This is a genomic window from Nocardioides sp. J54, assembly GCF_000519005.1.
In the GTDB taxonomy this organism is placed as follows: Bacteria; Actinomycetota; Actinomycetes; order Propionibacteriales; family Nocardioidaceae; genus Nocardioides.
Genome location: NZ_JAER01000035.1, coordinates 1 through 24,992, shown reverse-complemented (window position 1 = coordinate 24,992; position 24,992 = coordinate 1). Strand labels below are relative to the sequence as shown.

22 protein-coding genes are annotated in these 24,992 nt (G+C 72.3%); 8 read left to right on the top strand and 14 right to left on the bottom strand.

Annotated elements, in window-relative coordinates; translation table 11 throughout:
* Nucleotides 1-10: 10 nt before the first annotated feature.
* The 3 genes from dcm to nrdR all read right to left on the bottom strand — a co-directional run bounded on the left by dcm (nt 11) and on the right by nrdR (nt 4,746).
* Complete coding sequence (gene dcm, locus NOCJ54_RS26790; protein WP_051486034.1) at nt 11-1,096, bottom strand: DNA (cytosine-5-)-methyltransferase; 1,086 nt, start codon at nt 1,094-1,096, stop codon at nt 11-13.
* Between the two features lie 115 nt (nt 1,097-1,211).
* Nucleotides 1,212-4,115 carry a vitamin B12-dependent ribonucleotide reductase gene (locus tag NOCJ54_RS0118120; protein ID WP_028656620.1) on the bottom strand — a complete coding sequence of 968 codons (2,904 nt, stop codon included), beginning with the start codon at nt 4,113-4,115 and terminating at the stop codon, nt 1,212-1,214.
* Between the two features lie 148 nt (nt 4,116-4,263).
* A complete protein-coding gene (gene nrdR / locus NOCJ54_RS0118115) occupies nt 4,264-4,746 on the bottom strand; it encodes a transcriptional regulator NrdR (protein WP_028656619.1) in 483 nt (160 codons plus the stop codon).
* A gap of 339 nt (nt 4,747-5,085) precedes the next feature.
* On the opposite strand from nrdR, the gene NOCJ54_RS0118110 reads away from it, so the two are divergent.
* Together NOCJ54_RS0118110 and NOCJ54_RS0118105 are read left to right on the top strand one after the other, a co-directional pair.
* Nucleotides 5,086-5,616: a hypothetical protein gene (locus tag NOCJ54_RS0118110; RefSeq protein WP_028656618.1), complete on the top strand. Its 531-nt coding sequence runs from the start codon at nt 5,086-5,088 to the stop codon at nt 5,614-5,616.
* A 55-nt stretch (nt 5,617-5,671) separates the two neighbouring features.
* The gene (locus NOCJ54_RS0118105) at nt 5,672-6,013 is read left to right on the top strand and encodes a hypothetical protein (RefSeq protein WP_145726031.1); all 342 of its coding nucleotides are present in this window, start codon (nt 5,672-5,674) and stop codon (nt 6,011-6,013) included.
* Nucleotides 6,014-6,085: 72 nt separating this feature from the next.
* Here the strand turns inward: NOCJ54_RS0118105 and NOCJ54_RS0118100 are convergent, their stop codons facing one another.
* Nucleotides 6,086-6,484 (bottom strand): LysM peptidoglycan-binding domain-containing protein, encoded by a 399-nt coding sequence (locus NOCJ54_RS0118100; RefSeq protein ID WP_028656616.1) that lies wholly within the window; start codon nt 6,482-6,484, stop codon nt 6,086-6,088.
* A 320-nt stretch (nt 6,485-6,804) separates the two neighbouring features.
* Between NOCJ54_RS0118100 and lexA the strand changes: the two genes are divergently transcribed.
* Entirely contained in the window at nt 6,805-7,530 is a 726-nt protein-coding gene (gene lexA, locus NOCJ54_RS0118095) for a transcriptional repressor LexA (protein WP_028656615.1), read from the top strand.
* 60 nt (nt 7,531-7,590) lie between these two features.
* Nucleotides 7,591-9,327, top strand: a complete 1,737-nt coding sequence (locus tag NOCJ54_RS0118090) for an MXAN_6640 family putative metalloprotease (RefSeq protein WP_157514955.1) — start codon at nt 7,591-7,593, stop codon at nt 9,325-9,327.
* On the opposite strand, the gene NOCJ54_RS0118085 is transcribed toward NOCJ54_RS0118090, so the two are convergent.
* The 3 genes from NOCJ54_RS0118085 to hflX form a co-directional block, all read right to left on the bottom strand.
* A complete protein-coding gene (locus NOCJ54_RS0118085) occupies nt 9,302-11,266 on the bottom strand; it encodes an ATP-dependent DNA helicase (RefSeq protein WP_028656613.1) in 1,965 nt (654 codons plus the stop codon). The genes NOCJ54_RS0118090 and NOCJ54_RS0118085 overlap by 26 nt on opposite strands.
* A gap of 59 nt (nt 11,267-11,325) precedes the next feature.
* On the bottom strand, nt 11,326-12,012 hold the full coding sequence (locus NOCJ54_RS28510) for an SGNH/GDSL hydrolase family protein (protein WP_028656612.1): 687 nt from the start codon (nt 12,010-12,012) through the stop codon (nt 11,326-11,328).
* A 98-nt stretch (nt 12,013-12,110) separates the two neighbouring features.
* Nucleotides 12,111-13,679, bottom strand: coding sequence for a GTPase HflX (gene hflX, locus NOCJ54_RS0118075; protein ID WP_028656611.1), 1,569 nt, complete (start codon nt 13,677-13,679; stop codon nt 12,111-12,113).
* Nucleotides 13,680-13,816: 137 nt separating this feature from the next.
* Here hflX and NOCJ54_RS0118070 point away from each other — a divergent pair, with 137 nt between their 5' ends.
* Together NOCJ54_RS0118070 and NOCJ54_RS0118065 are read left to right on the top strand one after the other, a co-directional pair.
* A complete protein-coding gene (locus tag NOCJ54_RS0118070) occupies nt 13,817-14,209 on the top strand; it encodes a hypothetical protein (protein ID WP_051486033.1) in 393 nt (130 codons plus the stop codon).
* Nucleotides 14,210-14,241: 32 nt separating this feature from the next.
* Complete coding sequence (locus NOCJ54_RS0118065) at nt 14,242-14,895, top strand: vWA domain-containing protein (protein WP_028656609.1); 654 nt, start codon at nt 14,242-14,244, stop codon at nt 14,893-14,895.
* 102 nt (nt 14,896-14,997) lie between these two features.
* Here the strand turns inward: NOCJ54_RS0118065 and NOCJ54_RS0118060 are convergent, their stop codons facing one another.
* From NOCJ54_RS0118060 to NOCJ54_RS29555, 7 genes are all read right to left on the bottom strand, one after another.
* Nucleotides 14,998-15,774, bottom strand: a complete 777-nt coding sequence (locus NOCJ54_RS0118060) for an SDR family NAD(P)-dependent oxidoreductase (protein WP_028656608.1) — start codon at nt 15,772-15,774, stop codon at nt 14,998-15,000.
* Between the two features lie 32 nt (nt 15,775-15,806).
* Nucleotides 15,807-16,658, bottom strand: a complete 852-nt coding sequence (gene dapF, locus NOCJ54_RS0118055) for a diaminopimelate epimerase (RefSeq protein WP_028656607.1) — start codon at nt 16,656-16,658, stop codon at nt 15,807-15,809.
* Entirely contained in the window at nt 16,648-17,289 is a 642-nt protein-coding gene (locus tag NOCJ54_RS0118050) for a pyridoxamine 5'-phosphate oxidase family protein (RefSeq protein ID WP_036518583.1), read from the bottom strand. Before NOCJ54_RS0118050 ends, dapF begins: the two co-directional genes overlap by 11 nt.
* Nucleotides 17,286-19,127, bottom strand: coding sequence for a gamma-glutamyltransferase (gene ggt, locus NOCJ54_RS0118045; RefSeq protein ID WP_232221827.1), 1,842 nt, complete (start codon nt 19,125-19,127; stop codon nt 17,286-17,288). The genes NOCJ54_RS0118050 and ggt overlap by 4 nt, the downstream gene beginning before the upstream one ends.
* Nucleotides 19,128-19,208: 81 nt before the next feature.
* A complete protein-coding gene (locus tag NOCJ54_RS0118040; RefSeq protein WP_028656604.1) occupies nt 19,209-19,769 on the bottom strand; it encodes a dihydrofolate reductase family protein in 561 nt (186 codons plus the stop codon).
* Nucleotides 19,766-20,716 carry a helix-turn-helix domain-containing protein gene (locus NOCJ54_RS26780; protein WP_036518580.1) on the bottom strand — a complete coding sequence of 317 codons (951 nt, stop codon included), beginning with the start codon at nt 20,714-20,716 and terminating at the stop codon, nt 19,766-19,768. Before NOCJ54_RS26780 ends, NOCJ54_RS0118040 begins: the two co-directional genes overlap by 4 nt.
* A 69-nt stretch (nt 20,717-20,785) precedes the next feature.
* Nucleotides 20,786-22,441, bottom strand: a complete 1,656-nt coding sequence (locus tag NOCJ54_RS29555) for an endonuclease/exonuclease/phosphatase family protein (RefSeq protein WP_157514954.1) — start codon at nt 22,439-22,441, stop codon at nt 20,786-20,788.
* Between the two features lie 132 nt (nt 22,442-22,573).
* Between NOCJ54_RS29555 and NOCJ54_RS0118025 the strand changes: the two genes are divergently transcribed.
* Complete coding sequence (locus NOCJ54_RS0118025) at nt 22,574-24,007, top strand: phytoene desaturase family protein (RefSeq protein WP_028656602.1); 1,434 nt, start codon at nt 22,574-22,576, stop codon at nt 24,005-24,007.
* 377 nt (nt 24,008-24,384) lie between these two features.
* The coding region (locus NOCJ54_RS26775) for a DUF222 domain-containing protein (RefSeq protein ID WP_036518577.1) at nt 24,385-24,992 on the top strand (608 nt) is incomplete at its 3' end.

Here is a 24,992-nt window from a genome sequence, read left to right as displayed (position 1 = left end):
GCGATCGAGCCTAGCCCGCTGCTGGAACCGCCAGAGCGCCTTCGTCCAGGTGGGCCGCGATCTGCTTCGCCACTGCTTCAACGACCGGCACCACGACGCTGTTGCCGAACTGCTTGTAGGCACGGGTGTCGCTGACCGGGATTACGTAGCTGTCGGGGAACCCCATGAGGCGGGCGCATTCGCGCGGGGTCAGTCGACGCGGACGACGGCCAGGGCCCTGGTCCACGAGAATCTCCGAGCCATCCTTGTAATAGCGGGCAGACAACGTCCGGGCGACGTCATTGCGCGTGACGAGGCCGAAACCGAAGCCGTTGCCCGCAGCGTTGTGCTTCTTCTTGTAGTTCTGCAGGTACTCCCACAGACGAGGCGTGAGCGTGTACTTCTCCGCCGGTGCGCCGTGCTCGTCGGTGTAGGGCGGCTCGACCTTCTCGGTGCCGTCCTCCTTGTAGAGCACGGCATCCATCGTCGGGTGGACCGCCGGTAGCTCGACCTTGTTGAAATCAAAGCCCGATCCGTCCGGGTAGACGCTGCGGTCGAAGCCAACCATGAAGATCCGGCGCCGGCCCTGCGGAACGACAGCGGCAGCGTTGATCACCTCATGGTGGAACTCGTAGCCGAGGCCCTCCAGACGCTGCTTGATCACCCGGAAGGTGTTGCCCTTGTCGTGCGAGACGAGGTTGCGCACGTTCTCCAGCAGGAAGGCCCGCGGCCGCTTGTGCTCGATGATCCGGGCGACGTCGAAGAACAGCGTGCCCTGAGTCGGGTCCTGGAACCCGTGCGGTCGACCGAGGGCGTTCTTCTTGGAGACTCCGGCGATGCTGAACGGCTGGCAGGGGAAGCCCGCGACGAGGACGTCGTGAGGCGGGATCTCGTCGACGTGCACCTGCGTGATGTCGCCGCGGAAGATGTGCTCGCTGCCTTCGTCCGCAGGGAAATTCGTTTCGTAGGTCTTGCGGGCGTAGTCGTCCCACTCCGAGGTGAAGACGCACTCGCCCCCGGCGCGCTCGAAGGCCATGCGACAGCCGCCAATGCCTGCGAAAAGGTCGATGAACCGGAAGTCCGGCTCCCCCGACTTCAGTTTGACCGCGTCGCCCATGACGCCCCTTTCGAACAGGTGATCGAACGCTGGTCCCAGGCTAGCGGACCCGACCGACGAAACGCGGAGGCGCGCGGCACCCCGGTGAACCGGAGTGCCGCGCGCACAGTCAGCCTCAGCTGCAGCCGCTGGTGCTGCCACAGCCCTCGCAGACGTAGCAGGAGCCGGCGGGGCGCATCTTGGTGCCGCAGGTCATGCAGAGCGGGCTGTCGACGGCGTGGCCGGTGATCTGCTCGAGGAGCTCGGCGGTGGTCTTGGCGACCTTGACCTCGGGGGCGCCGGCGAGGGGGTCCTCGTCGGTGTCGACCTCGGCCTCGACGACGTCCTCGGCCGCGGCGGCCGCGGCCTTCGGGGCCGGGGCGGACTCGACGAGCTCGGAGGCCGAGCCGGTCTCCTCGATCGGCTCGTAGGAGCCGGTCTCGAGGTGGCGCTGGCGCTCCTCGGCGGAGTAGATGCCGAGGGCGGAGCGCTGCTCGAAGGAGAGGTAGTCGAGGGCCAGGCGGCGGAAGACGTAGTCCATGATCGACTGCGACATCCGGACGTCCGGGTCGTCGGTGAGGCCGGCGGGCTCGAAGCGCAGGTTGGTGAACTTCGAGACGTAGGTCTCCAGCGGGACGCCGTACTGCAGGCCGATCGAGACCGCGATCGAGAAGGCGTCCATCACGCCGGCCAGGGTCGAGCCCTGCTTGCCGAGCTTGAGGAAGATCTCGCCGAGGCTGCCGTCGTCGTGGGCGCCGGAGGTCATGTAGCCCTCGGCACCGGCGACGGTGAACGACGTGGTGCGGGCCTGGCGCGACTTCGGCAGGCGCTTGCGGGTCGGGGCGTAGACGACCTTCTCCACGACCTTCTCGACGACCTTGGTCGCCTCGGCGGCCTCGGCCGCGTCCGCGGCGTCCTTCTTCGCCTTGCCGCCGCCGTCGGCGAGCGGCTGGCCGACCTTGCAGTTGTCGCGGTAGATCGCGGTGGCCTTGAGGCCGAGCTTCCACGACTCCATGTAGATCTGCTCGATGTCCTCGACCGTCGCCGTCTCCGGCAGGTTGACGGTCTTGGAGATCGCGCCGGACAGGAACGGCTGGCAGGCGGCCATCATCTTCACGTGGCCCATGGGCTTGAGCGCACGCTCGCCCATGGCGGTGTCGAAGACCTCGTAGTGCTCCGGCTTGAGGCCGGGGGCGTCGACGACGTGGCCGTGCTCGCCGATGTAGGCGACGATCGCCTCGACCTTCTCCTCGTCGTAGCCCAGCTTCTTCAGGGCCCGCGGGATGGTCTGGTTGACGATCTGCAGCGAGCCGCCGCCGACGAGCTTCTTGAACTTCACCAGGGAGAAGTCGGGCTCGATGCCGGTGGTGTCGCAGTCCATCATGAAGCCGATGGTGCCGGTCGGGGCGAGCACCGAGGCCTGCGCGTTGCGGAAGCCGTTGGTCTTGCCGAGCTCGACGACCCTGGCCCACTCCTCCGTCGCGGCCTTGTGCACCGCGGCGTCGGCGATGTGCAGCGTGCGCACGTCGTCGTTGGCGGCCTGGTGCTTGCGCATGACGCGGTTGTGCGCCTCGGCGTTGCGGGCGTAGCCGGCGTAGGGGCCGACGATGCCGGCGAGCTCCGCCGAGCGACGGTACGACGTGCCGGTCATCAGCGAGGTGATGGTGGCCGCCATCGCGCGGCCGCCGTCGGAGTCGTAGCCCAGACCCATCGCCATCAGCAGGGCGCCGAGGTTGGCGTAGCCGATGCCGAGCTGGCGGTAGTCGCGGGTGGTCTCGCCGATCGCCTCGGTCGGGAAGTCGGCGAAGCAGATGGAGATGTCCATCGCGGTGATGATCAGCTCGACGGCCTTGGTGAACAGCTCGGCGTCGAAGGTGTCGTCGTCCTTGAGGAACTTCAGCAGGTTCAGCGACGCGAGGTTGCACGAGGAGTTGTCGAGCGACATGTACTCCGAGCACGGGTTGGACGCGGTGATCCGGCCGGTCTCGGGGTTGGTGTGCCAGGCGTTGATCGTGTCGTCGTACTGCAGGCCGGGGTCGGCGCAGGCCCAGGCGGCCTCGCTGATCTTGCGGAACAGCGAGCGGGCGTCGACGGTCTCGATGACCTCGCCGGTGGTGCGGGCACGCAGGCCGAACTCGGTGCCCTCCTCGACGGCCTTCATGAACTCGTCAGTGACGCGCACCGAGTTGTTGGCGTTCTGGTACTGCACGGACGTGATGTCCTTGCCGCCCAGGTCCATGTCGAAGCCGGCGTCGCGCAGGGCGCGGATCTTGTCCTCCTCGCGCCACTTGGTCTCGACGAACTCCTCGATGTCGGGGTGGTCGACGTCGAGGACGACCATCTTGGCCGCACGACGCGTGGCGCCGCCCGACTTGATGGTGCCCGCCGAGGCGTCGGCGCCGCGCATGAAGGAGACCGGGCCGGAGGCCGTGCCGCCGGACTTGAGCAGCTCCTTGGAGGAGCGGATGCGGGAGAGGTTCAGGCCGGCGCCGGAGCCGCCCTTGAAGATGAAGCCCTCCTCCTTGTACCAGTTGAGGATCGAGTCCATCGAGTCGTCCACCGACAGGATGAAGCAGGCCGACACCTGCTGCGGGGACTGCGTGCCGACGTTGAACCACACCGGGGAGTTGAACGAGAAGTACTGGTGGACGAGCAGCCAGGTCAGCTCGTGCTCGAAGACCTCCGCGTCCGCCGCCGTCGCGAAGTAGCCGTTCTCCAGGCCCGCCTCCACGTAGCGGGAGACCACGCGGTCGACGAGCTGGCGCAGGCCGGTCTCGCGCTCCGGGGTGCCGACCGCGCCGCGGAAGTACTTGGTGGTGACGATCGTCGAGGCGTTCAGCGACCAGAAGTCGGGGAACTCCACACCGAGCTGCTCGAAGACGGTCTCGCCGGTCTTCCAGTTGGTCTGGACGACGTCGCGCCGCTCCCAGGTGATCTCGTCGTACGGGTGCACGCCCTCGGTGCTGAAGACCCGCTCGATCTTCAGGCCCTTGCGGGCGGGTGCGCCTGCCTCGGTCGGGTTGCTGGCCGTCTCGGTCATGACTCTCCTGGTGCGCTGGTCGGCTGTGCTGTCGGCGGTGGTGCGGATGCTGCGTGGGTGGTGCGGGTGCTGCGTGCCCCGATCGGTCGGGACAGGGAAGCTGGTGGCCCGGCAGGCAGCTTCCCCACTACCTGCCGGGCGTCTGTGGTCAGCCCGTCGGGGCTGGGTCGCCCTGCAACTGGCGCTCGGCGCGCAGGAGGGCGATCTCGTTCTCGAAGTCGGCCGCGGACTCGAACCCGCGGTAGACCGAGGCGAAGCGGAGGTAGGCCACCTCGTCGAGGCGGCGCAGGGGGTTGAGGATCGCCAGGCCCACCTCGTGGGCGGCGATCTCGGGGCTGCCGGCCAGCCGGAGCTGGTCCTCGACCTCCTGGCCGAGCAGGGCCAGGTCGTCCTCGCCGACCGGACGGCCCTTGCAGGCCTTCCGTACGCCGGCGACAGCCTTCTCGCGGTTGAACGGCTCGGTGGCGCCGGAGCGCTTGAGCACCGTGAGCTGCATGAGCTCGACCGTCGTGAACCGCTTCTCGCAGTCCTGGGACTGGCAGACCCGCCGGCGGCGGATCGAGCAGCCGTCCTCGGCGACCCGGGAGTCGAGGACCTTGGTGTCGTGGTGCTTGCAGTACGGACAGTGCATGGTTCCTCCTCCCGGGATCGACGTCCCGGACCGCGGAAACCTGTGGATAACCTGGTCTCCGCCGTGCAGAACGGGTACTGATCTGTGTATCGCCACCCCCAGTCCTGTGGACTAGATGTGGAGAACTACATCGTTGTAACTACTAGATGTAGTGGTAACCGTACGCCCCGGCCACCACGGGTGCAAGACCGGGGGCGGGAGAGTTGCCGGAAGTTTTGCCCGGCACCGCGTTTGCGCAGGTCACGAGCGGGACGAGGCTGTCCGGGACTATCGTCTGACCGGCGCGTCTCGGGTCCGCGCCGCTCGCCCCCCCCCCCCCCACACACCCAGGAGCCGAACATGCCTGCCCTGCCCACCCGAGCCCGCCTTCGTCGTACCGTCGCCGCCACGGCCGCTGCCGTGGCCCTCCCGCTGGCGTTGTCCGCGTGCGGCGAGGCCGCCGAGCAGATCACCGAGCGCGCCATCGAGAAGGCCGCCGAGGACGCCGGCGGCGCCGACGTCGACATCGACGCCGACTCCGGCGAGGTGAAGGTCGAGAGCAGCGACGGCTCGTTCTCCTACGGGACCGGCAAGCTCCCCGAGGGCTTCCCCGAGGAGGTCCCGGTCACCGACGGGGAGATCGTCTCCGGCGCGTCGACGACCAGCGGGGGCAAGCCCGGCTTCGTCGTCCAGCTGCAGGTGCCGGGCGGGACCGACGAGGTCGCCGCCCGGATCGGCGACGAGCTGGGGGCCGCCGGCTTCACCCGCGACGACGAGGCGAGCGCGGCCGGCATCTCCAGCTACGAGAACGACGCGTGGGAGGTCATCGTCGGGACGCTCACCGAGGCGGACGGCAAGACCTTCGTGCAGTACTCCGTCACGGGCCGCTGAGGCCGATCGCGGGGCGGGCACCCACCAGGTTGGGTGATCGGCAACAATGACGACCGTGGCAGGTGGGAAGCGCGCGGGCAGCCGCGCAGGGAGCAAGGCGCGACCGCGCTTTCGGGCCGACCTCCTGCTCCTCGCGGTCGGCATCACCTTCGCCCTCGTGGCGTGGGGGTACCTCGTCCTGGCGGCCATCGACTTCGGTGCCGACGCCCGGCACGACGGCGACGGCAGCGCCTGGTTCTTCCTCGCGGTCGCCTCGCTCGGCGGCATGCTCTGCCTCTTCCTCGCCTTCATGCTGGCGGTGCGCCTGTCCCGCGCCCTCGGCCTCACCTCGGCCCCCGAGCCGCGGCCGAAGCGCGACCCGAACGCGCCGAAGGGTGGCAAGCGCGCGGCTCGGTGAGCCGGCTGCCTGCCACCCTTCGTCTTTCCCCTGCTCCGCTGGGGTCGAGGCAGCGGAGAGTCGGTGGGCGCGCTACTTCGCGGCCGGGATGCGCAGCTGCTGGCCGGCGTAGACCATGCTGCCGTCGAGGGTGTTGAGGTCCTGGATGTCGGCCATCGCGCCGCGCACGTCGCCGCCGGTCGCGGCCGCGACGCCGGAGGCGATGTCCCACAGGGTCTCGCCGGGCGCGACGGTGACGACCTGGACGGCCGGGGCGCCGCCGTCCTCGCGGGTCGCCGCCGACCCGGCGGCCACCGCGACGGCCAGCGCCGCGACGACGAGGAAGCCCAGGACGAACACGACGACGCGGCCGCGGCGGGTCAGCCGGACCTGGCCCCGTGGCGCGGCGGCCCGTGGCTGCGCGCCGCGGCGGGCGGCGGGAGCGACGCGGGCGGTGCTGACGCGGTGCGGGGCGATGCTGATCGTGCTCATGTCTGGTGACCTCCGGGGAAGGGAGCGGGCCGAGTCCGGGACTCCGGGGAGGAGTCTGCGGACGGGGTCCGACGGAAGGCTGTTCGACCATGCGTTCGATCGAACATGTGTACGAGGTTAGATCACACGTTCGAACAAATCCAGCACCTGTTCGAAATCCTGTTCGACCGTGTCGCAGCCACTGCCACGCCGCAGAAGTGGGCCGTGGGCCGCGACACGCCCTTCGAACAGGTGTTTGAAACAGCGCGGCGGGATCGGTTAGCGTCGTCACACCAGGCCGGTGGGACGACCGGCCGCCACAGCGAACGGGAGGCACCCCCATGGCGGAGCGCAAGGCAGGCCGCGGCGTCACCGAGCTGCCGGACGGTCCCCCGGACGCGACCGGGCTGACGCCGCGCCAGCAGCGCGTGCTGGCCCACATCAAGGACAGCATCGAGAAGCGCGGCTACCCGCCGAGCATGCGCGAGATCGGCCAGGCGGTCGGCCTCACCAGCACCTCCAGCGTCGCCCACCAGCTGCGGGTGCTCGAGGAGAAGGGCTACCTCAAGCGCGACCCGAACCGGCCCCGCGCCCTCGAGGTGTTCCTGCCCGAGGTGATGGCGGCCCGCAAGGCGATGGGCTCGGCCGAGGAGACGTCGTACGACGAGACCGGGATCGGCGACGCCGCCCCGGTCCCGGCCAACGTGCCGGTCGTCGGCCGGATCGCCGCCGGCGGCCCGATCCTGGCCGAGGAGCGCGTCGAGGACGTCTTCCCGCTCCCCCGCCAGCTCGTCGGCGACGGCCAGCTCTTCCTGCTCGAGGTCAGCGGCGAGTCGATGATCGAGGCTGCCATCTGCGACGGCGACTACGTGGTGATCCGCCAGCAGCCGACCGCCGAGAACGGCGAGATCGTCGCAGCGATGATCGACGGCGAGGCCACCGTGAAGACCTTCCAGCGCAAGGACGGCAAGGTCTGGCTGCTCCCGCACAACCCCGCCTTCGAGCCGATCGACGGCACGAACGCCACGATCCTCGGCAAGGTGACGGCCGTGCTGAGGCGTGTCTGACGCCACTTCTCACGTAGGGTCGGTGGGTCCCCTGACGTCCCCACCGTGAGGCCTTCCCCCGTGACCCCTCGACGTGCACCGTGGGCCGCCGTGCTGGCTGCTCTCCTGGCCGTGCCCCTGCTCGCCGCACCGGCTGGAGCTGACGCCCCGGCGACCGACCCCGCCCCCGTGACGGCCGAGGAGACGGCCGAGGCAGCCCTGGCCGCGGTCGAGGAGATCATCGAGTCCGGTGCGGCCGCCGCCGACTCCGGTGACGCCGGCACGGGCGACGCTGGTGACCCCGACGCCACTGACGGCACCCACGACGCAGACCACACCGGCGACGAGCCGGCGACCGAGGGCCTGCGTGCCGGCGGCAAGGACCTGACGCTGGCCCTGCGCGACCTCGCCGCCGCACGCTCGGACCTGCCGAAGTCGAAGCGGGAGGCCGCGGGCCGGCTGCTCGCGCGTCCCGACGACAGCCTGGTCGTGTGCAACGACCGGGACGAGGGCGACCTCGTCTGCTACGGCGGGCGCGAGGGCGTCAAGCGCACCTGCAACAGCATGCTGTGCGTGCACTGGGTGAACCGGAAGACGAGCGCCCGGCACGGTGTGCCCGGCGAGAACGACGGTCCGGGTGGGCGCTATCCCGGCAAGGCCGGCGGCGCCCCTGACTACGTCGAGTTCGTGCTGTCCACCCTGACGCGGGTCGCGCAGACCTACCGCAAGGCCGGCTACCGCGACGTGCTGAGCGACGGCACGAAGGGTGGTGACGCGCGCCCGGACATCTACCTGGGCGAGCTGGGCGACCTCGGCGCCTACGGCTACTGCACCACCGACGACCACTCGGTCACCGAGCACGTGCCGGCCCCGGCGTACTGCGTGCTGGACAACGACTACGCCGAGTTCGGGATCGCCCCGCGGTCCGCGCTGCGGGCCACGGCGGCGCACGAGTGGTTCCACGCGGTCCAGTTCGCCTACGACCTCAACGAGGACGCCTGGCTGATGGAGGCCACCGCCACCTGGATCGAGGACCAGGTCTTCGACGGGATCAACGACAACCGCAACTACCTGCCCTACGGCCCGCTGGCGCTGCCGCACCAGTCGCTCGACCTCTACAGCCAGCTCAGCCAGTACGGCTCGTGGATCTTCTTCCAGTTCCTGGGCGAGCGCTACCCGAGCTCGGCCGGCGGGATGCCGATCATCGTCCGCGAGATCTGGCGTCGCCTCGCCCACGACGGTGGGGTCGGTGCCAAGGGCATGTACTCCGTCGAGGCGGTGCGCTCCTCGCTCTCGAAGCGCGGGTCGTCCCTGGCGACGGAGCTCTCGAAGTTCACGATCTGGAACCGGCGGCCGGCGGCGTTCTACGACGAGGGGGCGGCCTACCGCGCCTCGCCCACCCGGCGCACCTTCAACCTGCGCGGCGGCGCGCCCGCCGGCTCGTTCCGGTTCCGGCTCGACCACCTGGCGGCGTCCACGGTGCGCTTCATCCGCGGGTCCGGCCTGACGAAGCGGCACTGGGTGCAGCTCAAGCTCAACCTCAACGACCGGGCCGTCGGCAGTCGCGCCGTGCTCACCGTGAAGCGCAAGGGCAAGGCGGCGAAGACCTCGATGGTCAGCCTCAACGTGCACGGCAACCGGGCCTTCGACGTGCGCTTCGGCCCCGCTGTCCAGTGGATCGACGTCACGGTGCTGAACACCAGCACCCGGTTCGGCGGTTGTGACGACCCGGACCGTGACGCCAGCACGACGTGCCACGGGTTCGCCCGCGACGACAACCGGCTGCAGGCCGTCACCGGCCGGGCGTACCGCCGCTGAGCCGCTTCAGGGCGCCGCGCGCCACCGCCGGGTCGGTCGTGGGCCACATGGGCGGCAGGCTCGCCTTGAGGAAGGACCCGTAGCGGGCGGTGGCCAGCCGCGGGTCGAGCACCGCGACGACCCCGCGGTCGCTGGTCGTGCGGATCAGGCGGCCCGCGCCCTGCGCGAGCAGCAGCGCCGCGTGGGTCGCGGCGACCTGCATGAAGCCGTTGCCACCAGCCCGGTCGGCTGCCTTCTGCCGGGCGCTCATCAGCGGGTCGTCGGGCCGGGGGAACGGGATGCGGTCGATGAGCACCAGCTGGCAGGTCTCGCCCGGGACGTCGAGGCCCTGCCACAGGCCCAGCGTGCCGAACAGGCAGGTGTGCGGGTCCTCGACGAACTGGCGGGCCAGCTCGGGCAGCTGGGCCTCGCCCTGGGCGAGGGTGGTCAGGTGCGGCAGCGCCGAGCGGACGTGCTCGGCGGCGGCCTCGGCCGCGCGGCGGCTGGAGAAGAGCCCGAGGGTACGGCCGTCGGCGGCGTCGACGAGCTCGGCGATCTCGTCGAGCTGGGCCGGACCGAGCCCGTCGCGGCCCGGCGGTGGCAGGTGTCGGGCGACATAGAGGATGCCCTGCTTGCCGTAGTCGAACGGGCTGCCGACGTCGATGCCGCGCCACGGCTGCTCGGCGTCGGGCATCGGCTTGAGCCCCACGGAGCGGGCGACGGAGTTGAAGTCGCCACCGAGCATCAGCGTCGCCGAGGTCATCACGACGGTGTTGTCGGCGAGCAGCTTGTCGCGCATCTGGCCCCACACCTGCAGCGGCGCCACGCACAACATCGGCGGCAGGCGGTCGGTGCCCTCGGTGCGCCAGAGCACGTCGTTGTCCGAGCCGGCCGACATCCGCTCCGCGGTCGTGAAGACCTCCTGCACCATGCCCCTGGCCTGGGTCATGGCGGCGTCGGGCTCCTTCCCGGACTCGGCCTTCGGGAACGCCGAGATGCAGGCGCGGGCCGCGTCGCGCACCAGCGCCAGCGCGTCGGCGAGGTCCTCGGGCAGCCGCTCGAAGCGTCCGGCCGGGGCCTCGCTGATCGCCGCGCGCAGGGCGTCGGCGGCGTCGGCGAGGTCGTCGGCCTCGTTGCCCTCGACGTGGCGGACGCTGCGGCGGGCCGCCCGCTCCACCTCGGCCGCCCAGAGCTCGTCGGTCGCCGCCTGGGTCACGCGGGCGGCCAGCTCGTGCGCCTCGTCGATCACGACGGCGTCGTACTCGGGGATCATCGGGATGCCCTCGATCGCGTCGATCGCGAGCAGCGAGTGGTTGGTGATGATCAGGTGCGAGCGCTGGGCCTTCTCCTTCGCCTTCTCGGCGAAGCACTCCTGGCCGTAGGGGCACTTGCTGGCGCCGACGCACTCACGGGCGCTGACGCTGACCTGGCGCCACTCCTTCTCGGTGTGGCGGGGGGCGTCGTCGCGCTCGCCGCTGCCGCCGTCCTCGGCGGAGCGGGTCGCCCACTCGCGCAGCGCGAGCACCTTGGCGCCCATCGACCCCTCGGGCAGCTGCACCAGCTCGCCCTGGTCGTCGGGGGCTCCCTCGCGGATGCGGTGCAGGCAGGCGTAGTTGGAGCGGCCCTTGAGCACGGCGTAGCTGGCGTCGAGGCCGGGGGTGGTGCCGACGGCCTTGACCAGCCGTGGCAGGTCGCGCTCGACGAGCTGGTGCTGGAGGGCCAGCGTCGCGGTCGCGATGACGACCCGCTTGTCGTGGAGCAGCGCCGGGACGAGGTAGCCGAGCGACTTGCCGGTGCCGGTGCCGGCCTGGACGAGGAGGTGCTCCTTGTCGGCGAACGCCTGCGCGACCGCGTCGGCCATCGCGACCTGGCCGGAGCGCTCCTGGCCGCCGAGCGCTGCCACGGCCGTGGCGAGCAGCTCGCGCACGGGGCTGGCGTCGACGTCCGGGTGGGTGCTCACCGGAGCACCCTAGATGGCCCGGCCGACGCTCCGGCTGCTGGCTCCACAGGCGGGCGGCCTCAGGTGGCGAGCATCTCCCGCACCCGCGCGGCGACGACGTCGCCGAAGGTGCGGTGCCCGGCCGGGTCCGGGTGGAGGTCGTCGTCGAGGAAGGTCAGCTCGGTCCCCAGCATCGAGAGGTACGACGCCTGGTGCTCGCGCGCGATCCGGGCGAGCGTGGCGTCGACCCGCTCGGCGTGGGACCGCGGCCGGTCGGGGGTCACCGGCGGCCCGACCACCAGCACGCGCCGGCCGTCGAGGCGGCGCAGCAGCCGCTCGACCCCCTCCTCCAGCTCGGCGGCGGGCCGGTCGGTGTCGTTCAGTCCGCCCTCGACCACGACCAGGTCGGTGGCGGGGCGCAGCGCGGCGGGGGCACGGGTGCCGTAGGAGACGTCGCCGCACGGGCTGGCTCCGACGCTGAACCCGCTGCCGGAGAAGCCGTCGACGCGGACCCGGCCGGGCAGCCGGACCGGCCACGAGTCGCGCAGCGCGACACCGGCGCCCACGGAGTAGGAGTCGCCGATGACCAGCACCTCCGGCCCGCTGCCGGTGACCAGCCGGCTGCGCTGCTCGGCCCGGTCGGCGCGACGCGCGCAGGGGTTGGCGTCCGCGCCAGCGCGGCCCCAGACCAGCGCCGTGGCGACGACGACCAGGCCCAGCGCGAGCAGCACGCCGAGCAGGCGGGGGCGGGAGTGGTGCCGAGTCACCGGAGGATCATCCGTCGTGCTGGCCGTGCGGGGAGCCCTTTCGGCGAAGATCAGGCGAAATCGTGACCGGACCGTCGCCGTACTGCCTCCGTACAGCCTCAGACGGCGAAGTCGGCGAGCTCGCCGGCGAGCGCCTCGGTGGCGCGGCCGGTGACGTGCGTGCCGTCGGCGGTGTGCTCGAGCGCGGTGATCTCGCCGTCCTTGTGGATCCGGTCGATGAGGTCGCCGCGGGCGTAGGGCACCAGCGCGGTGAACTCGACGCGGGGGCGCGGCAAGTCGGCCTCGACGGCGGCGATCGCCTCGGCGATGCCCTCCCCCGTCTTCGCCGACACCGCGACGGAGTGCGGCTCGCGGCGGCGCAGCCGGTCGATGACGAGCGGGTCGGCGGCGTCGACCTTGTTGATGATCACGAGCTCGGGGATGTCGCCCGCCTCGATCTCGGCGAGCACCTCCCGCACGGCGCTGATCTGGCCCTCGGGGTCGGGGTGCGAGCCGTCGACGACGTGGACGATGAGGTCGGCGTCGGCGACCTCCTCCAGCGTCGAGCGGAACGCCTCGACCAGCTGGTGGGGCAGGTGCCGGACGAAGCCGACGGTGTCGCTCATCGTGTAGACGCGGCCGTCGGGCGTCTGGGTGCGCCGGGTGGTCGGGTCGAGGGTCGCGAACAGCGCGTCCTCGACGAGCACGCCCGCGCCGGTGAGCCGGTTGAGCAGGGAGGACTTGCCGGCGTTGGTGTAGCCGGCGATGGCGACCGACGGCACCTGATTGCGACGGCGCTCCTGGCGCTTGGTGTCGCGGGTGCCCTTCATGACCTTCAGCTCGCGGCGGAGCTTGGCGATCCGGTCGTTGATCCGGCGCCGGTCGGTCTCGATCTTGGTCTCACCGGGGCCGCGGCCACCGATGCCGTCACCGCCGGCGGCGCGACCACCGGCCTGGCGGGAGAGGTTGCCACCCCAGCCGCGCAGCCGCTGCTTCATGTAGTTGAGCTGCGCCAGCTCGACCTGCGCCTGGCCCTCCTTCGACTTCGCGTGCTGGGCGAAGATGTCGAGGATGAGCGCGGTCCGGTCGACGACCTTGACCTTGACCCGGTCCTCCAGGTTGCGCAGCTGCGACGGCGCGAGCTCACCGTCGCAGATGACGGTGTCGGCGCCGGTGGCCTCCACGATCTCGCGCAGGCCCTCGACCTTGCCGCGGCCGATGTAGGTGGCGGGGTCGGGCGACTGGCGGCGCTGGTAGATCGCGTCGAGCACCTCGGACCCGGCGGTCTCGGCGAGCAGCGCGAGCTCGGCCATCGCGTTCTCGACGTCGGCGACGGTGCCCTCGGTCCACACGCCGACGAGCACGACCCGCTCCAGGCGGAGCTGGCGGTACTCGACCTCGGTGATGTCCTCGAGCTCGGTGCGCAGCCCGGCGACGCGGCGCAGCTCGTGGCGCGCGGCGAGGTCGAGGTCGCCGGTGGTGGGGTCGCTCAGGGCGACGTCGTCGGCGTAACCGGACTCCCAGTCGTCGTCATCGGCGCGGTCGGCGCGGTCCGCGCGGTCGGCGCGGTCGGCGCGGTCGGCGGTCGGGTCGGTGTCGAGGTCGTCGACCAGGTCGTCGGGGTCGTCCCAGCCCTCGGTGGCTCGCAGGGCGGCGGCGAGGGAGAAGTCTTCAGCATGGTTCGTCATAGGCGTCTCCAGCGTAACCACGGGGTCGGCCGGATGCTTCCCGATTTCCGCCCGGCCCCCACCACACCGCGAGGTGCGCACCATCTGCGGATCCGCACTACTTGCGCGTCCGCAGTTTGTGCGGCACCATGGAGGGCATGAGCAACCACGAGGACGACGCCCGCCCCACGACGCTGGACGACGTGCGGCGGGCCCTCGACGAGGCGGAGGGAAGGGATTCCGTCGGAGCCCTCCCCTACCTTCGCCAGGCAGCTGATCGCCTCACCGAGCTCATCGACGAGGCGATGGCGACCGCGGTGCTGACCGGCCAGGCGTCCCTGCGTGGGGCGGGGGCGCAGGCCGGCCTCACCGAGAACGCGGTCGGACCCCGGCTGGCCCGCACCCGGACCCTCGGCGCGTACGCCGACGACCGGGGCCGGGTGACGGCCGCCGGGGTCGAGCGCGCGAAGTACGACCTGGAGACAGGTCAGCCGCGGCAACCCGCCGCACCCCCGGCGCCGATGCGGTTCAAGCCGCGCCGGCCCAGCTGAGGACGCCCACCGGCGTCCGGAACGGAGGAACCATGACCCGAGCCGACCTCACCCACCTGTACTTCCTGCTGGACCGCAGCGGGTCGATGCAGTCCATCAAGACCGACACCGAGGGTGGCTTCGCCGCCTTCGTGGCCGAGCAGCAGGCGCTGCCCGGCGAGTGCCGGGTCACCCTCGCCCAGTTCGACAACGAGTACGACGTCGTCTACTCCGGCGTCCCGGTCGAGGAGGTCCCGCCGCTGGACCTGCAGCCGCGCGGGTCGACCGCGCTGCTCGACGCGATGGGCCGGCTGGTCACCACCGCCGGCACCGAGCTCGCCGCGCTGCCCGAGGAGGAGCGGCCGGGCACGGTGATCGTCGCGATCATGACCGACGGCCACGAGAACGCCAGCCAGGAGTGGACGCACCCGGCGATCAAGGCGCTGGTCGAGCAGCAGACCACCGACTACGCGTGGCAGTTCCTCTACATGGGGGCCGACCAGGACGCGATCGAGGTGGGCGCCCGGCTCGGCGTCAGCCGCGACGCGTCGGTCACCTACGGCCGCGGCAAGACCCGCGACGTGCTGGCGATGACCTCGCAGAAGCTCGGCAAGCTCCGCGGCGACCGGATGGCCGCCCCGGCGGGCGCGCCGGCGCCGATGATGGACGGCTACACCCGCGAGGAGCGCGACCGGGTCGGCGAGTGACCGACTGAGCTGCTGACGGCCGGCCGTCGTACGGGCAGAGACGCGAGCGCCCGGCGTGGGGACCCCACGCCGGGCGCTCGTCGTCGGACCTGGGTGGTCAGCTCACTTGGGAGGCATCCGGATGCCGCCGTCGACGCGGACGACCTCACCGTTCATGTAGGAGTTGGTGAGGCACTCGACGACCATCGACGCCAGCTCCGCACCGGTGCCAAGGCGCCTCGGGAAGAGCACGCTCTCGCCGAGCTTGGCCTTGAACGCCTCGGCCTGCTCGCCCTCGCCGTAGATCGGGGTGTCGATCAGGCCCGGCGCGACGGTGTTGAGTCGGATGCCCGCGGCCGCGAGGTCGCGCGCGACCGGCAGGGTCATGCCGACGACACCACCCTTCGACGCGGAGTACGACGCCTGGCCGATCTGGCCGTCGAACGCAGCCACGCTGGCGAGGTTCACGATCGCGCCGCGGCAGCCGTCCTCGTCCGCCTCGTTCTGGCTCATCACGGTGGCGGCCTGGCGGACCATGTCGAAGGTGCCGATCAGGTTGATCGCGACGACCTTCGTGAACGCCTCGAGCGAGTGCGCCGACTCCAGCTGGCCGTCGCGACCGATCGTGCGCTGCGCCCAGCCGATGCCGGCGGAGTTCACGACCGCGCGGATCGGGGCGATGTCGGCCGCAGCCTTGACGGCCGCGCCGATCTGCTCGCTGTTGGTGACGTCGACCTGCGCGAAGACGCCGTTGATCTCGGCGGCAAGGGCCTCACCCTTGTCGGCCTGGAGGTCGGCGACGACGACGGTCGCGCCCTTGGCGGCGAGCGCACGGGCGACGGCGGCGCCGATGCCCGACGCACCGCCGGTGACGATGGCAGAGGATCCGGTGAGTTCCATGCGCCGGACTCTAACGCTCGTCGGAGCCGGTTTCAGAGCGTGGTCTGCCCCTCGGCCACGACCACCGCGGGCCCGGTCATCAGCACCCGGTCGTCGGCGGTCCAGGTGATCCGCAGGGTGCCTCCGGGGAGGTCGACGCGGTACTCGGTGTCGCGCTCCGCGCGGTCGGCCAGGGCGGTGGCGACCATGACGGCGCAGGCGCCGGTGCCGCAGGAGCGGGTCTCGCCGGAGCCGCGCTCGTGCACGCGCATCGCGACGTGCTGCGGGCCGCGGCGCACGACGAACTCCACGTTGACGCCGGCGGGGTAGACGGCCGGGTCGTGGGCCGGGGCGTCGAGCAGCGGACCGACGTCGTCGAGGCTGGCGCCGTCGCCGAGGAAGGCGACGGCGTGCGGGTTGCCCATGTCGACGTGCAGGGCGTCCCACTCCTGCTCCCCCACGGCGACCGAGGTCAGCTCGAGGACCTTCGGGATGCCCATGTCGACGGTGATCTCGCCGTCCGGCGTACCGCCGGCGAAGGCGAGGACCTTCACCCCGGCCCGGGTGGCGACGGGGACCGGGCCGGTCGGGTCGACGAGGCCCTGCTCGGCGAGGTGGCGGCCGAAGACGCGCACGCCGTTGCCGCACATCTCCGAGACCGAGCCGTCGGCGTTGCGGTAGTCCATGAACCACTCGGCGTCCTGGCCTGCGCCGGCCTCGCCGACGGCGGCGGTGCGGATGACGCGCAGCACGCCGTCGCCGCCGATGCCGGCGTGGCGGTCGCACAGGGCGCGGACCCGGTCGGCCGGCAGGTCGCCGTGCACCGCGCCGTCGTGGTCGGGCAGCAGGACGAAGTCGTTCTCGGTGCCGTGGCCCTTGAGGAACGGGTAGCCGTCAGGAGACATAGATGCCCTCCTCGTAGCTGGGGCCGTAGTAGGCGTCGAGCTCCTCGAGGCTCGCACCCCGCCGCTCGAAGCGCTGCGCCACCACGGCGCGCCGCGGGACGATCCCCTCGGGGTCCCAGGTCTCCGGGCGCCACAGCTGCGAGCGCAGGAACGCCTTGGCGCAGTGGAAGAAGACCGTCTCGACCTCCACGACGAGCGCGAGCACCGGCCGGTGGCCCTTGACGACCATCTCGTCGAAGAAGGGCGCGTCGCTGACCAGCCTGGCGCGGCCGTTGACCCGCAGCGTGTCGCCACGGCCCGGGATCAGGAAGACCAGGCCGACGTGCGGGTTGGCGAGCACGTTGCGGTAGCCGTCCGCGCGCCGGTTGCCCGGTCGCTCGGCGATGGCGATGGTGCGGTCGTCGAGGACGTGCACGAGGCTGCCGGCCGGGTCGCCCTTCGGCGAGACGTCGCAGCGCCCGTCGGCGTCGGCGGTGCCGACGATGCAGAACGGCGAGGCCGCCAGCCAGTCGCGGTCGACGTCGGTCAGCACGTCCCGCTCCTTGGCGCGCGCCGCGGGTGCGGGCTCGCCGAGGAGCGCGGTCAGCGCCGCGTCGTCACGGATCTCGGTCCACGTCCCGTCCCAGGTCACGGGACAAGGGTAGGCCGGACCACCCCGGCGGCTCCTCCCCCGCGGCGCGTGGGCTCGGCCACGGCCGTCAGCCGGCCGTCCGGCCCGAGCTCGACCGCGGCGACGGCACCGATCTCCGAGGCGCTCGACCCGGGTGGCCCGGCGACGGTGAAGCCGTGCCCGTACGACGCCAGCGCGTCGCCGTACGCGTCGATGAACGCCTGCTCGGCAGTGACGTTCGTCGTGTTGCGCTGCGAGGCCCGCGGGGCGGCAACCGCCTCCGGGAGGCTCATGCCGAGGTCGAGCCGGTTCATGAGCACCTGCAGGACCGTGGTGATGATCGTCGACCCGCCGGGCGACCCCAGGGCGAGCACCGGCTGGCCGTCGCGCAGCACGATCGTCGGCGACATCGAGCTGCGCGGGCGCTTGCCCGGCTGGATCCGGTTCGGGTCGGCCTCGTCGTAGACGGTGGAGAAGTCGGTGAGCTCGTTGTTGAGCAGGAAGCCGCGGCCCGGCACGACGATGCCGGACCCGCCGGTCTGCTCGATGGTGAGCGTGTAGGCGACGACGTTGCCCCACCGGTCGGCGGTGGTGAGGTGGGTGGTGGAGAGGTTCTCGGTGTCCGGGTCCTCGGCACCGTCGCCGGCGGGCGCGTCGCACACGCCGTCGTACGACGTGACGTCACCGGCCGGGACGGGCTTGGTCGCGGCCGCGTCGGGGTCGACCCGGCACGCCCGCTCCCTGGCGAAGGTGTCGTCGAGGAGGGCGTCGACGGGGACGTCGACGTAGGCGGGGTCGCCGACGTACCTGCCGCGGTCGGCGAAGGCGAGGGCGCTGGCCTCGAGGTACTGGTGCAGCGCGGCGACGTCGTCGGCGGGCGGCTCGAGCTGCTCGAGGATGTTGAGCGCCTCGCCGACGGTGGTGCCGCCGGACGACGACGGCGCCATGCCGTAGACGTCGTTGCCGCGGTAGTCGACCGCCGTCGGCGCCTGCACGAGCGCGCGGTAGGCCGCGAGGTCGGCGGTGGTCATGTCGCCGGTGGGCACCGGCAGGTCGGTCTCGCCGCTGAGCGGCGGCCGCTGCACGGTGCGGGCGACCTCCTTGCCGAGCGCGCCGCGGTAGAGCCAGTCGACGCCGTGGGCGCCGAGCTGGCGGTAGGTGCGGGCGAGGTCCTTGTTGCGGAAGACGCTGCCGACCTCCGGCGCCTTGCCGCCGGGCAGGAAGAGCTTCTTCGAGCTGGTGAAGGTGCGGAAGCGCTCGGAGTTCTCGCTGGTCTGCAGGGCGAAGGTCGGGTCGACGACGAAGCCGTGCTGGGCCAGGTCGGCTGCGGGCTGCAGCGCCTTCTTGAGCGACAGCTTGCCCCACCGGTCGAGGGCCTCCTGCCAGGTGGCGGGCGTGCCGGGCACGCCGACCGAGACGCCGCTGGTGACGAGGTCGGGGGTGAACGGCCAGGGCTCGCCGGTCTCCGGGGCGATGAAGGCGTCCGGCTGCATCGCGGCCGGCGCGGTCTCGCGGCCGTCGATGGTGGTGACCTCGCCGGTGCGGGCGTCGTAGTGCACGAAGTACCCGCCGCCGCCGATGCCGGCGCTGTAGGGCTCGGTGACCCCGAGCGCCGCTGCGGTGGCGACCGCGGCGTCGGCGGCGGTGCCGCCGCGGCGCAGCACCTCCAGCCCGATCCGGGTCGCGTCGGGGTCGACGGAGCTGACCGCACCGCCGAACCCGGTCGCGGTCGCGACCTTCGGCGGCGGCTTCGGCCCGGGCTTCGCCGGCGCGGGGCCGGGCGCGACGAGCGCGATGGTCAGGGCGACGGTGGTCGCAGCGGCCAGCACGGCTCCGCGACGGAGGTGAGTACGGCGCACGGTGTCCTCCCGAGACTGTGGTCCGACTCCCTCCACCATGCCCCCGCTGTCAAGGCCGCTGCCGGGCAGCAAGGAGGTACGTCAGTCCTTCCGGTCCTCCAGCAGCGGTCCGTCGACCTCGTAGCGCGCGGTGACGAAGGCGCCGTTGGGCGCGGTCTCGGCGAGCCGCAGCTCGAGCCGGCGCGGCAGGACCGGCCGGCCGGCGCCAAGGGTCACCGGTGCGATCGACACGATGACCTCGTCGAGCAGGCCGGCGTCGGCGAACTGCCCGGCGAGGTCTCCCCCGCCGATCACCCAGATGTCGAGCTCGCCGGCGGCGGAGCGCAGGTCGTCGTACACGTCGGTGACCGGGCCGGACGCGAAGCGCAGGTCGGCGCCGTCGATCGTCGGCAGGTCGCGGCTGGTCATCACCCAGGCGGGCATCGAGTAGGACCAGTCTTCGCCGGTGCGCTGCAGGTGGTCGCGCACCCACAGGTAGGTCGTCGAGCCCATCACCACCGCGCCGATGCGCTTGATGAACTCGCCGTAGTCCTGCGGCCCGCCCTCGTCCTGCGGCTGGCGCAGCAGCCAGGCCAGCGAATCGTCGGGGTCGGCGATGAAGCCGTCGAGGGTGGTGGCGGTGTAGTAGGTGGTGCGGGTCATCGGTCTCCTCCGGTGGGGGTGTCTCGGTGCTCGTCGAGCTCGCGGCGCAGCCAGTTGATGGGGTCGCCGTCGTCGAGGTCGAGGCCGGTGCCGCGCAGCCACGACCGCACGAGCAGGCGTCGGTAGCCGCTGTAGGTGAGCACGTGGGCGACGATGCTGCTGAGCACGAACGACTCGGGCGGCTCGCACAGCGCGTCGATGATCAGGTCGTCCCAGCCCCCGCGCCGGTCGATGTCGCGGACGGTGGCGAGCCAGCGCCCGGCGACCGCGTCGTGCCGCTCGAGCAGCGCGGCCGGGGTGGGTTGCCGGTCGACGGCGGGGAAGTCGGTCCCCTCGATGGCCGCGAGCCACACCTCCTTGGCGAAGACGGTCCGCTCGAGGACGACCGCGACGGACTCCTCGGGCCCCTCCCAGGCCGCGACCTCGTGGCCGGGCACCCGGACGCGGGTCCACTCGTCGTCGCTGATGCCCTTGGCGTGCTCGATGAGAAGGCGGGTGTCGTCGAGGTCGTGGCGGACCTGCTGATCGGTGACCGGGTTCATCGTCTGCTCCGTGCTGTGCACCCACAGGCTCGTGGGCGGGTGGAAGTGGATGCCGTTGGCGGCGGGCAGCCACACGCTGCCGCCGGCGGCGCCGGTCTCGCTGGGGGCGTGCCCGAACGCGCGGGTGAACGCCCGGCTGAAGCCCTCGACGGACTCGTAGCCCGCCTCCCACGCGGCGTCGGTGACCGTCACGCCGTGCCGCAGCCGCCACGCCGCGCGCTCGAGCATCACCCGTCGCCGCAGGGCGACCGGCGCCTCGCCGACGTCGCGGGAGAGCATCCGGCTGAAGTGGTACGGCGACGCGTGGGCGCCCCCGGCCATGTCGCCGAGCGTGCGGTTGTCCTCGTCGAGCACGGCGTCGAGGAGCTCGCGCAGGCGGTCACGGCCGCTCGGGGTGGTGGTCACACGACGAGTGTGGACCGGTCCGGGCCTCCTGCGCTTGACCGTTCTTGCTGCGTTGCCGCGCGGGGCGGGTCAGGGAAGGCGCGGGACGACGACCCTCGCGATGACGAGGTTGTGGTCGGGCTGCTGGGAGGCCGACGCGTCGCCGTACGTCGCGACGACGTTGCGGTAGAAGGTGAAGCCGCCGGTGCCCCGGGCGAGGATGTGGTCGGTGCGGCCGCCGACGCCGGTCACCGAGACCGGCTGCTTGGCGACGTGCTTGTTGACGGTGCCGTACTCGATGCCGACCTTGGTGACCGCGCTCTGGGCGTCCCAGAAGCCCGCGCGCACGAACGTCGGCTGGCCCTCGCCGACGCAGCCGGTGTTCTCGTCGCAGTAGCCCGCACCGGCCGGCAGCCCGCCGCCGCCGAAGTTGCCCTTGAGGTCCCCCAGCACCAGCGTCGGCACGCCGCCGCGGTTGACGGCGGCGATCCTGTCGAGAAGTGCGCTGGCCGCGAGGTGGGCGTCGCGCTTGCGCTCCTTGACGGTGGCCCCGGCGTCGAAGCGACGCCGGTCCTCCAGGTGGACCGAGACGACGAAGATGTCCTGCCGGCCCGGCGCCCAGGCGCCCAGCGCGGGTGTGAGCCGGACGGCCGGCGCCGGCAGCGGCGTGGCCGCGGACTTGTCGGAGGCGCGGCCCACGTCGACCTTGCCGCCGAGGGCCGCCCGCCAGGCGCCGGTGCGCCAGAGCACCCGCTGCGCGCCGACGCCCCAGTGGGCCCAGTCCTTCTGGCCCTCGGCATCGGCGAGGCGCCGGACCAGGTCCTTCGCGGTCTGCTCCTTGGCCTCCTGCAGCGCGACGACGTCGAGACCCCGGCGCGCGATGTTGTCGGCGATGTTGGCGATCTTGCGTGGCCGCGAGCTCGTCGTCGGCGACAGCTCGACGTTGTAGGAGCCCACGCTGACCAGGTCCCCGGTCCCGGGGTCGCGCGGACGGGGGAAGGCGCCGACGTACTTGGTGCGGTGCGCCTTCGGCATGCAGGTGTTGTCGTACTGCAGCTGTGCGTAGACCGCGTTGCCGTAGGCCGGGGCGAGGAAGCGGTCCCCCGGGGCCGGGGTGGCCGGGACGGGGATGACGGCCGACCGGGCGCCCGCTGCCAGCCACCGCGTGTAGTTGTGGGCGAAGCCGGCCCAGTGGCCGTGCGCCGCCGCCGACCAGTCGAGGCGGTAACGGGCGGCGTACCGCGCCGCCGTCCACGTGAACCGGACGGCCTGCTCGCTGGTCTGCGCCGAGGCGGGGCCGGTCAGCCGGGGTGTGCCGACCGGGCCACGCGTGAAGCGCAGTCCCTTCGGCCGGGACCAGGCACCGGCCGAGCCCTTGCGCACCGCGCGGACCTGGGCGTACCAGGTCACGCAGCGGTTGCCCAGGGTCGGTGACGTCGCCGCCCGGTTCTCCACCCGCTGCACCTCCGCCCTCGCCAGCGCAGCCCGGCTCCGCGCCCAGCGGACCTGGTAGGTCGCGCCCGGGACGGCCTTCCAGCGCACCTTGAGCCGCGCGGCCGCCCAGTCCTGGCCGGCCGCGGCCAGCCCGGTGACCGTCGGCGTGCGGGCAGCCTGGGCAGGACCGGCCACGGCGCCGAGCAGGCCGAGCAGCAGCGCGACCAGCAGGCCCAGGACGATGCTGGGGACGGTGCTGGGAACGGTGCCGGGGACGGTGCCGGTGGCGACGGTTCGGTGGCGGTGGGACACGGGGCTCCTCCGTTCGGGCGCTCCACCGTAGGTCGGACCGGTGCCGACCCGGGCATCGACGGCGATGTCGATCGGCTCGACCTGCTGGCCCGCGAGGACTACGCCGCGGCGTCGACCGGTACCGTCCCGGGCATGGGCACAGCCGTCGTCGTCGGCAGCGGACCGAACGGCCTCGCCGGCGCGATCCGGCTCGCGCAGGCCGGGCTCGCCGTGACGGTGGTCGAGGCGCAGGGACGGCCCGGCGGCGGCGCCCGCTCCAGCGAGCTCACCGTGCCCGGCGTGCTGCACGACGAGTGCGCGGCCTTCCACCCGACCGGAGTGGCCTCGCCCTTCCTCGCCTCCCTCCGCCTCGACCGGCACGGCCTGCGCTGGTCGTGGCCCGAGGTCGACCTGGCCCACCCGCTCGACGACGGCCGCGCCGGCGTCGCCTCCCGCGACCTGCACGCCTCCGTCGCCACGCTCGGCGAGGACGGTGAGCGCTGGCGGAGGACCTTCTCCCCGATCGTGCGCCGCTTCGACGACCTCATGGGCGAGGTGCTGCAACCGGTGGTGCACCTGCCCCGGCACCCCGTCTCGTTCGGCCGGTTCGGCGCCAAGGCGCTCCTCCCCGCGACGTGGGCGAGCGCCCGCTTCCGCGACGACCCCGCCCGCGCGCTGTTCATGGGCGCCGCCGCGCACGCCTTCGGCCGTCTCGACACGCCGCTGACCACCTCCGTCGGGCTCCTGCTCGCCGCCTCCGCCCACGCCGTCGGCTGGCCCGTCGCCGAGGGCGGTACCGAGGCGATCACCCGGGCCCTGCTCGCCGAGCTCGCCGAGCTCGGTGGACGCGTCGTGACGGACTTCTGCGCTGACTCGCTGGAGCAGCTCCACGACCTCGTCGGGGGCCGGCCGGACGTCGTACTGCTCGACACGGCGCCGGCTGGTGCCCGTCGCATCCTCGGCGACCACCTCCCCGCCCGGGTGCGTCGCGGCCTGACCCGCTTCCGCTACGGCCCGGCCGCCTTCAAGGTCGACCTCGCCGTCGAGGGCGACATCCCGTGGACCAACGAGACCTGCCGCCGCGCCGGCACCGTGCACCTCGGCGGTACGGCGGAGCAGGTCGCCGCCGTCGAGAAGGACACGGCCCGCGGCCGGATGCCCGAGCGCCCCTTCGTCCTGCTCGGCCAGCAGTACCTCGCCGACCCCTCCCGCTCCTCCGGCCCGGTCAACCCGGTCTACGCCTACGCCCACGTCCCGCACGGCTACACCGGCGACGCCACCGATGCGATCCTCGGCCAGGTCGAGCGCTTCGCCCCCGGCTTCCGCGACCGCGTCCTCGCCGTCTCCACCCGCGGCCCGGCGGCGCTCGAAACCTACAACGCGAACTACGTCGGCGGCGACATCTCCGCCGGCGCCAACACCGCCCGCCAGCTCCTCTTCCGCCCCCGCCCCACCCTCGACCCCTACTGGCTCGGCATCGACGGCGTCTACCTCTGCTCCTCCGCCACCCCGCCCGGCGGCGGGGTGCACGGGATGTGCGGGTTCAACGCCGCCGAGCGGGCGCTGCGGCGGCTCGGGGTGGGGTGATCGGCACGGCTCCCAGAGCCGGCGACAAGATGGCTGGGTAGGTAGTCCGGTCCGGCGGTCGGCTTGCGGTTGCGTAGGTGGACGGGGATGGTCCCGGTGGGCTGCGGTCACGCAGCTGGCACAGCTGCGAAAGGCAGCGACGAGAGGACTGGGGAGGTGGTCGGGTCCGCCTGTCGGCTCGCGGGTCGTAGGTGGGGCGGTGTTGGTCTCGGCGTGCACCCAGCTCCCGGTGGTTGAGGTGCGACGAGCGCTAGCGAGGAGCCTCGAAACCACCGGGCCTTCAAGGCGGACTGTGGATAGAGAATCCGGAGAATCCCCAGTCCACAGGCGGGTTTCCGGCCGACCTTTGCGTCGGTGGTCTCTGGAAGAATCCAGTCATGGATCTCGGAACCAACGCATCGATCGGCCAGTACGACGGCCGCTCCGTGCCCGAGCTCCTGACCGAGATCAGGTCACGGGTCGACGCCCGCAAGAACCTCTGGATCGACGAGTGGATCGCCATCGTCGCCTGGGCCGACCAGAACACCCTCGACTCCCCTGAAGGTGCGGCGACGCTGCTTGACGGGGTGGTCGACACCGGTGTCCCGATCGCCGGCCCCGGTGCACCCCTCGTCAGTGAGTTCGCGTTGATGGAACTCATCGCGGTCCTCGGCCGCTCACCGATCGGTGGCCGCGCCTACGTCGGTCAGGTCATCGAGTGCGCCTGGCGCCTGCCCCGCCTCTACCGGGCCGTCGTCGCCGGACGGGTCGACACGTGGAAGGCGCAGCGGATCTCCGACCTCACCCACCCGCTCAGTCCTGAGGCGGCCGAGTTCGTGGACCGACAGCTCGACGCCGCCGTCGACGACGTCGGCTGGAAGCAGCTCGAGAGGTTGGTGGCCGAAGCCGTCGTTCGGTTCGACCCGGACCACGCGGAGGCCGAGCGGCAGCGGGCCAGCGACCACCGCCACTTCGACGTCGACGAGCCCAGCGACACCGGCCACGT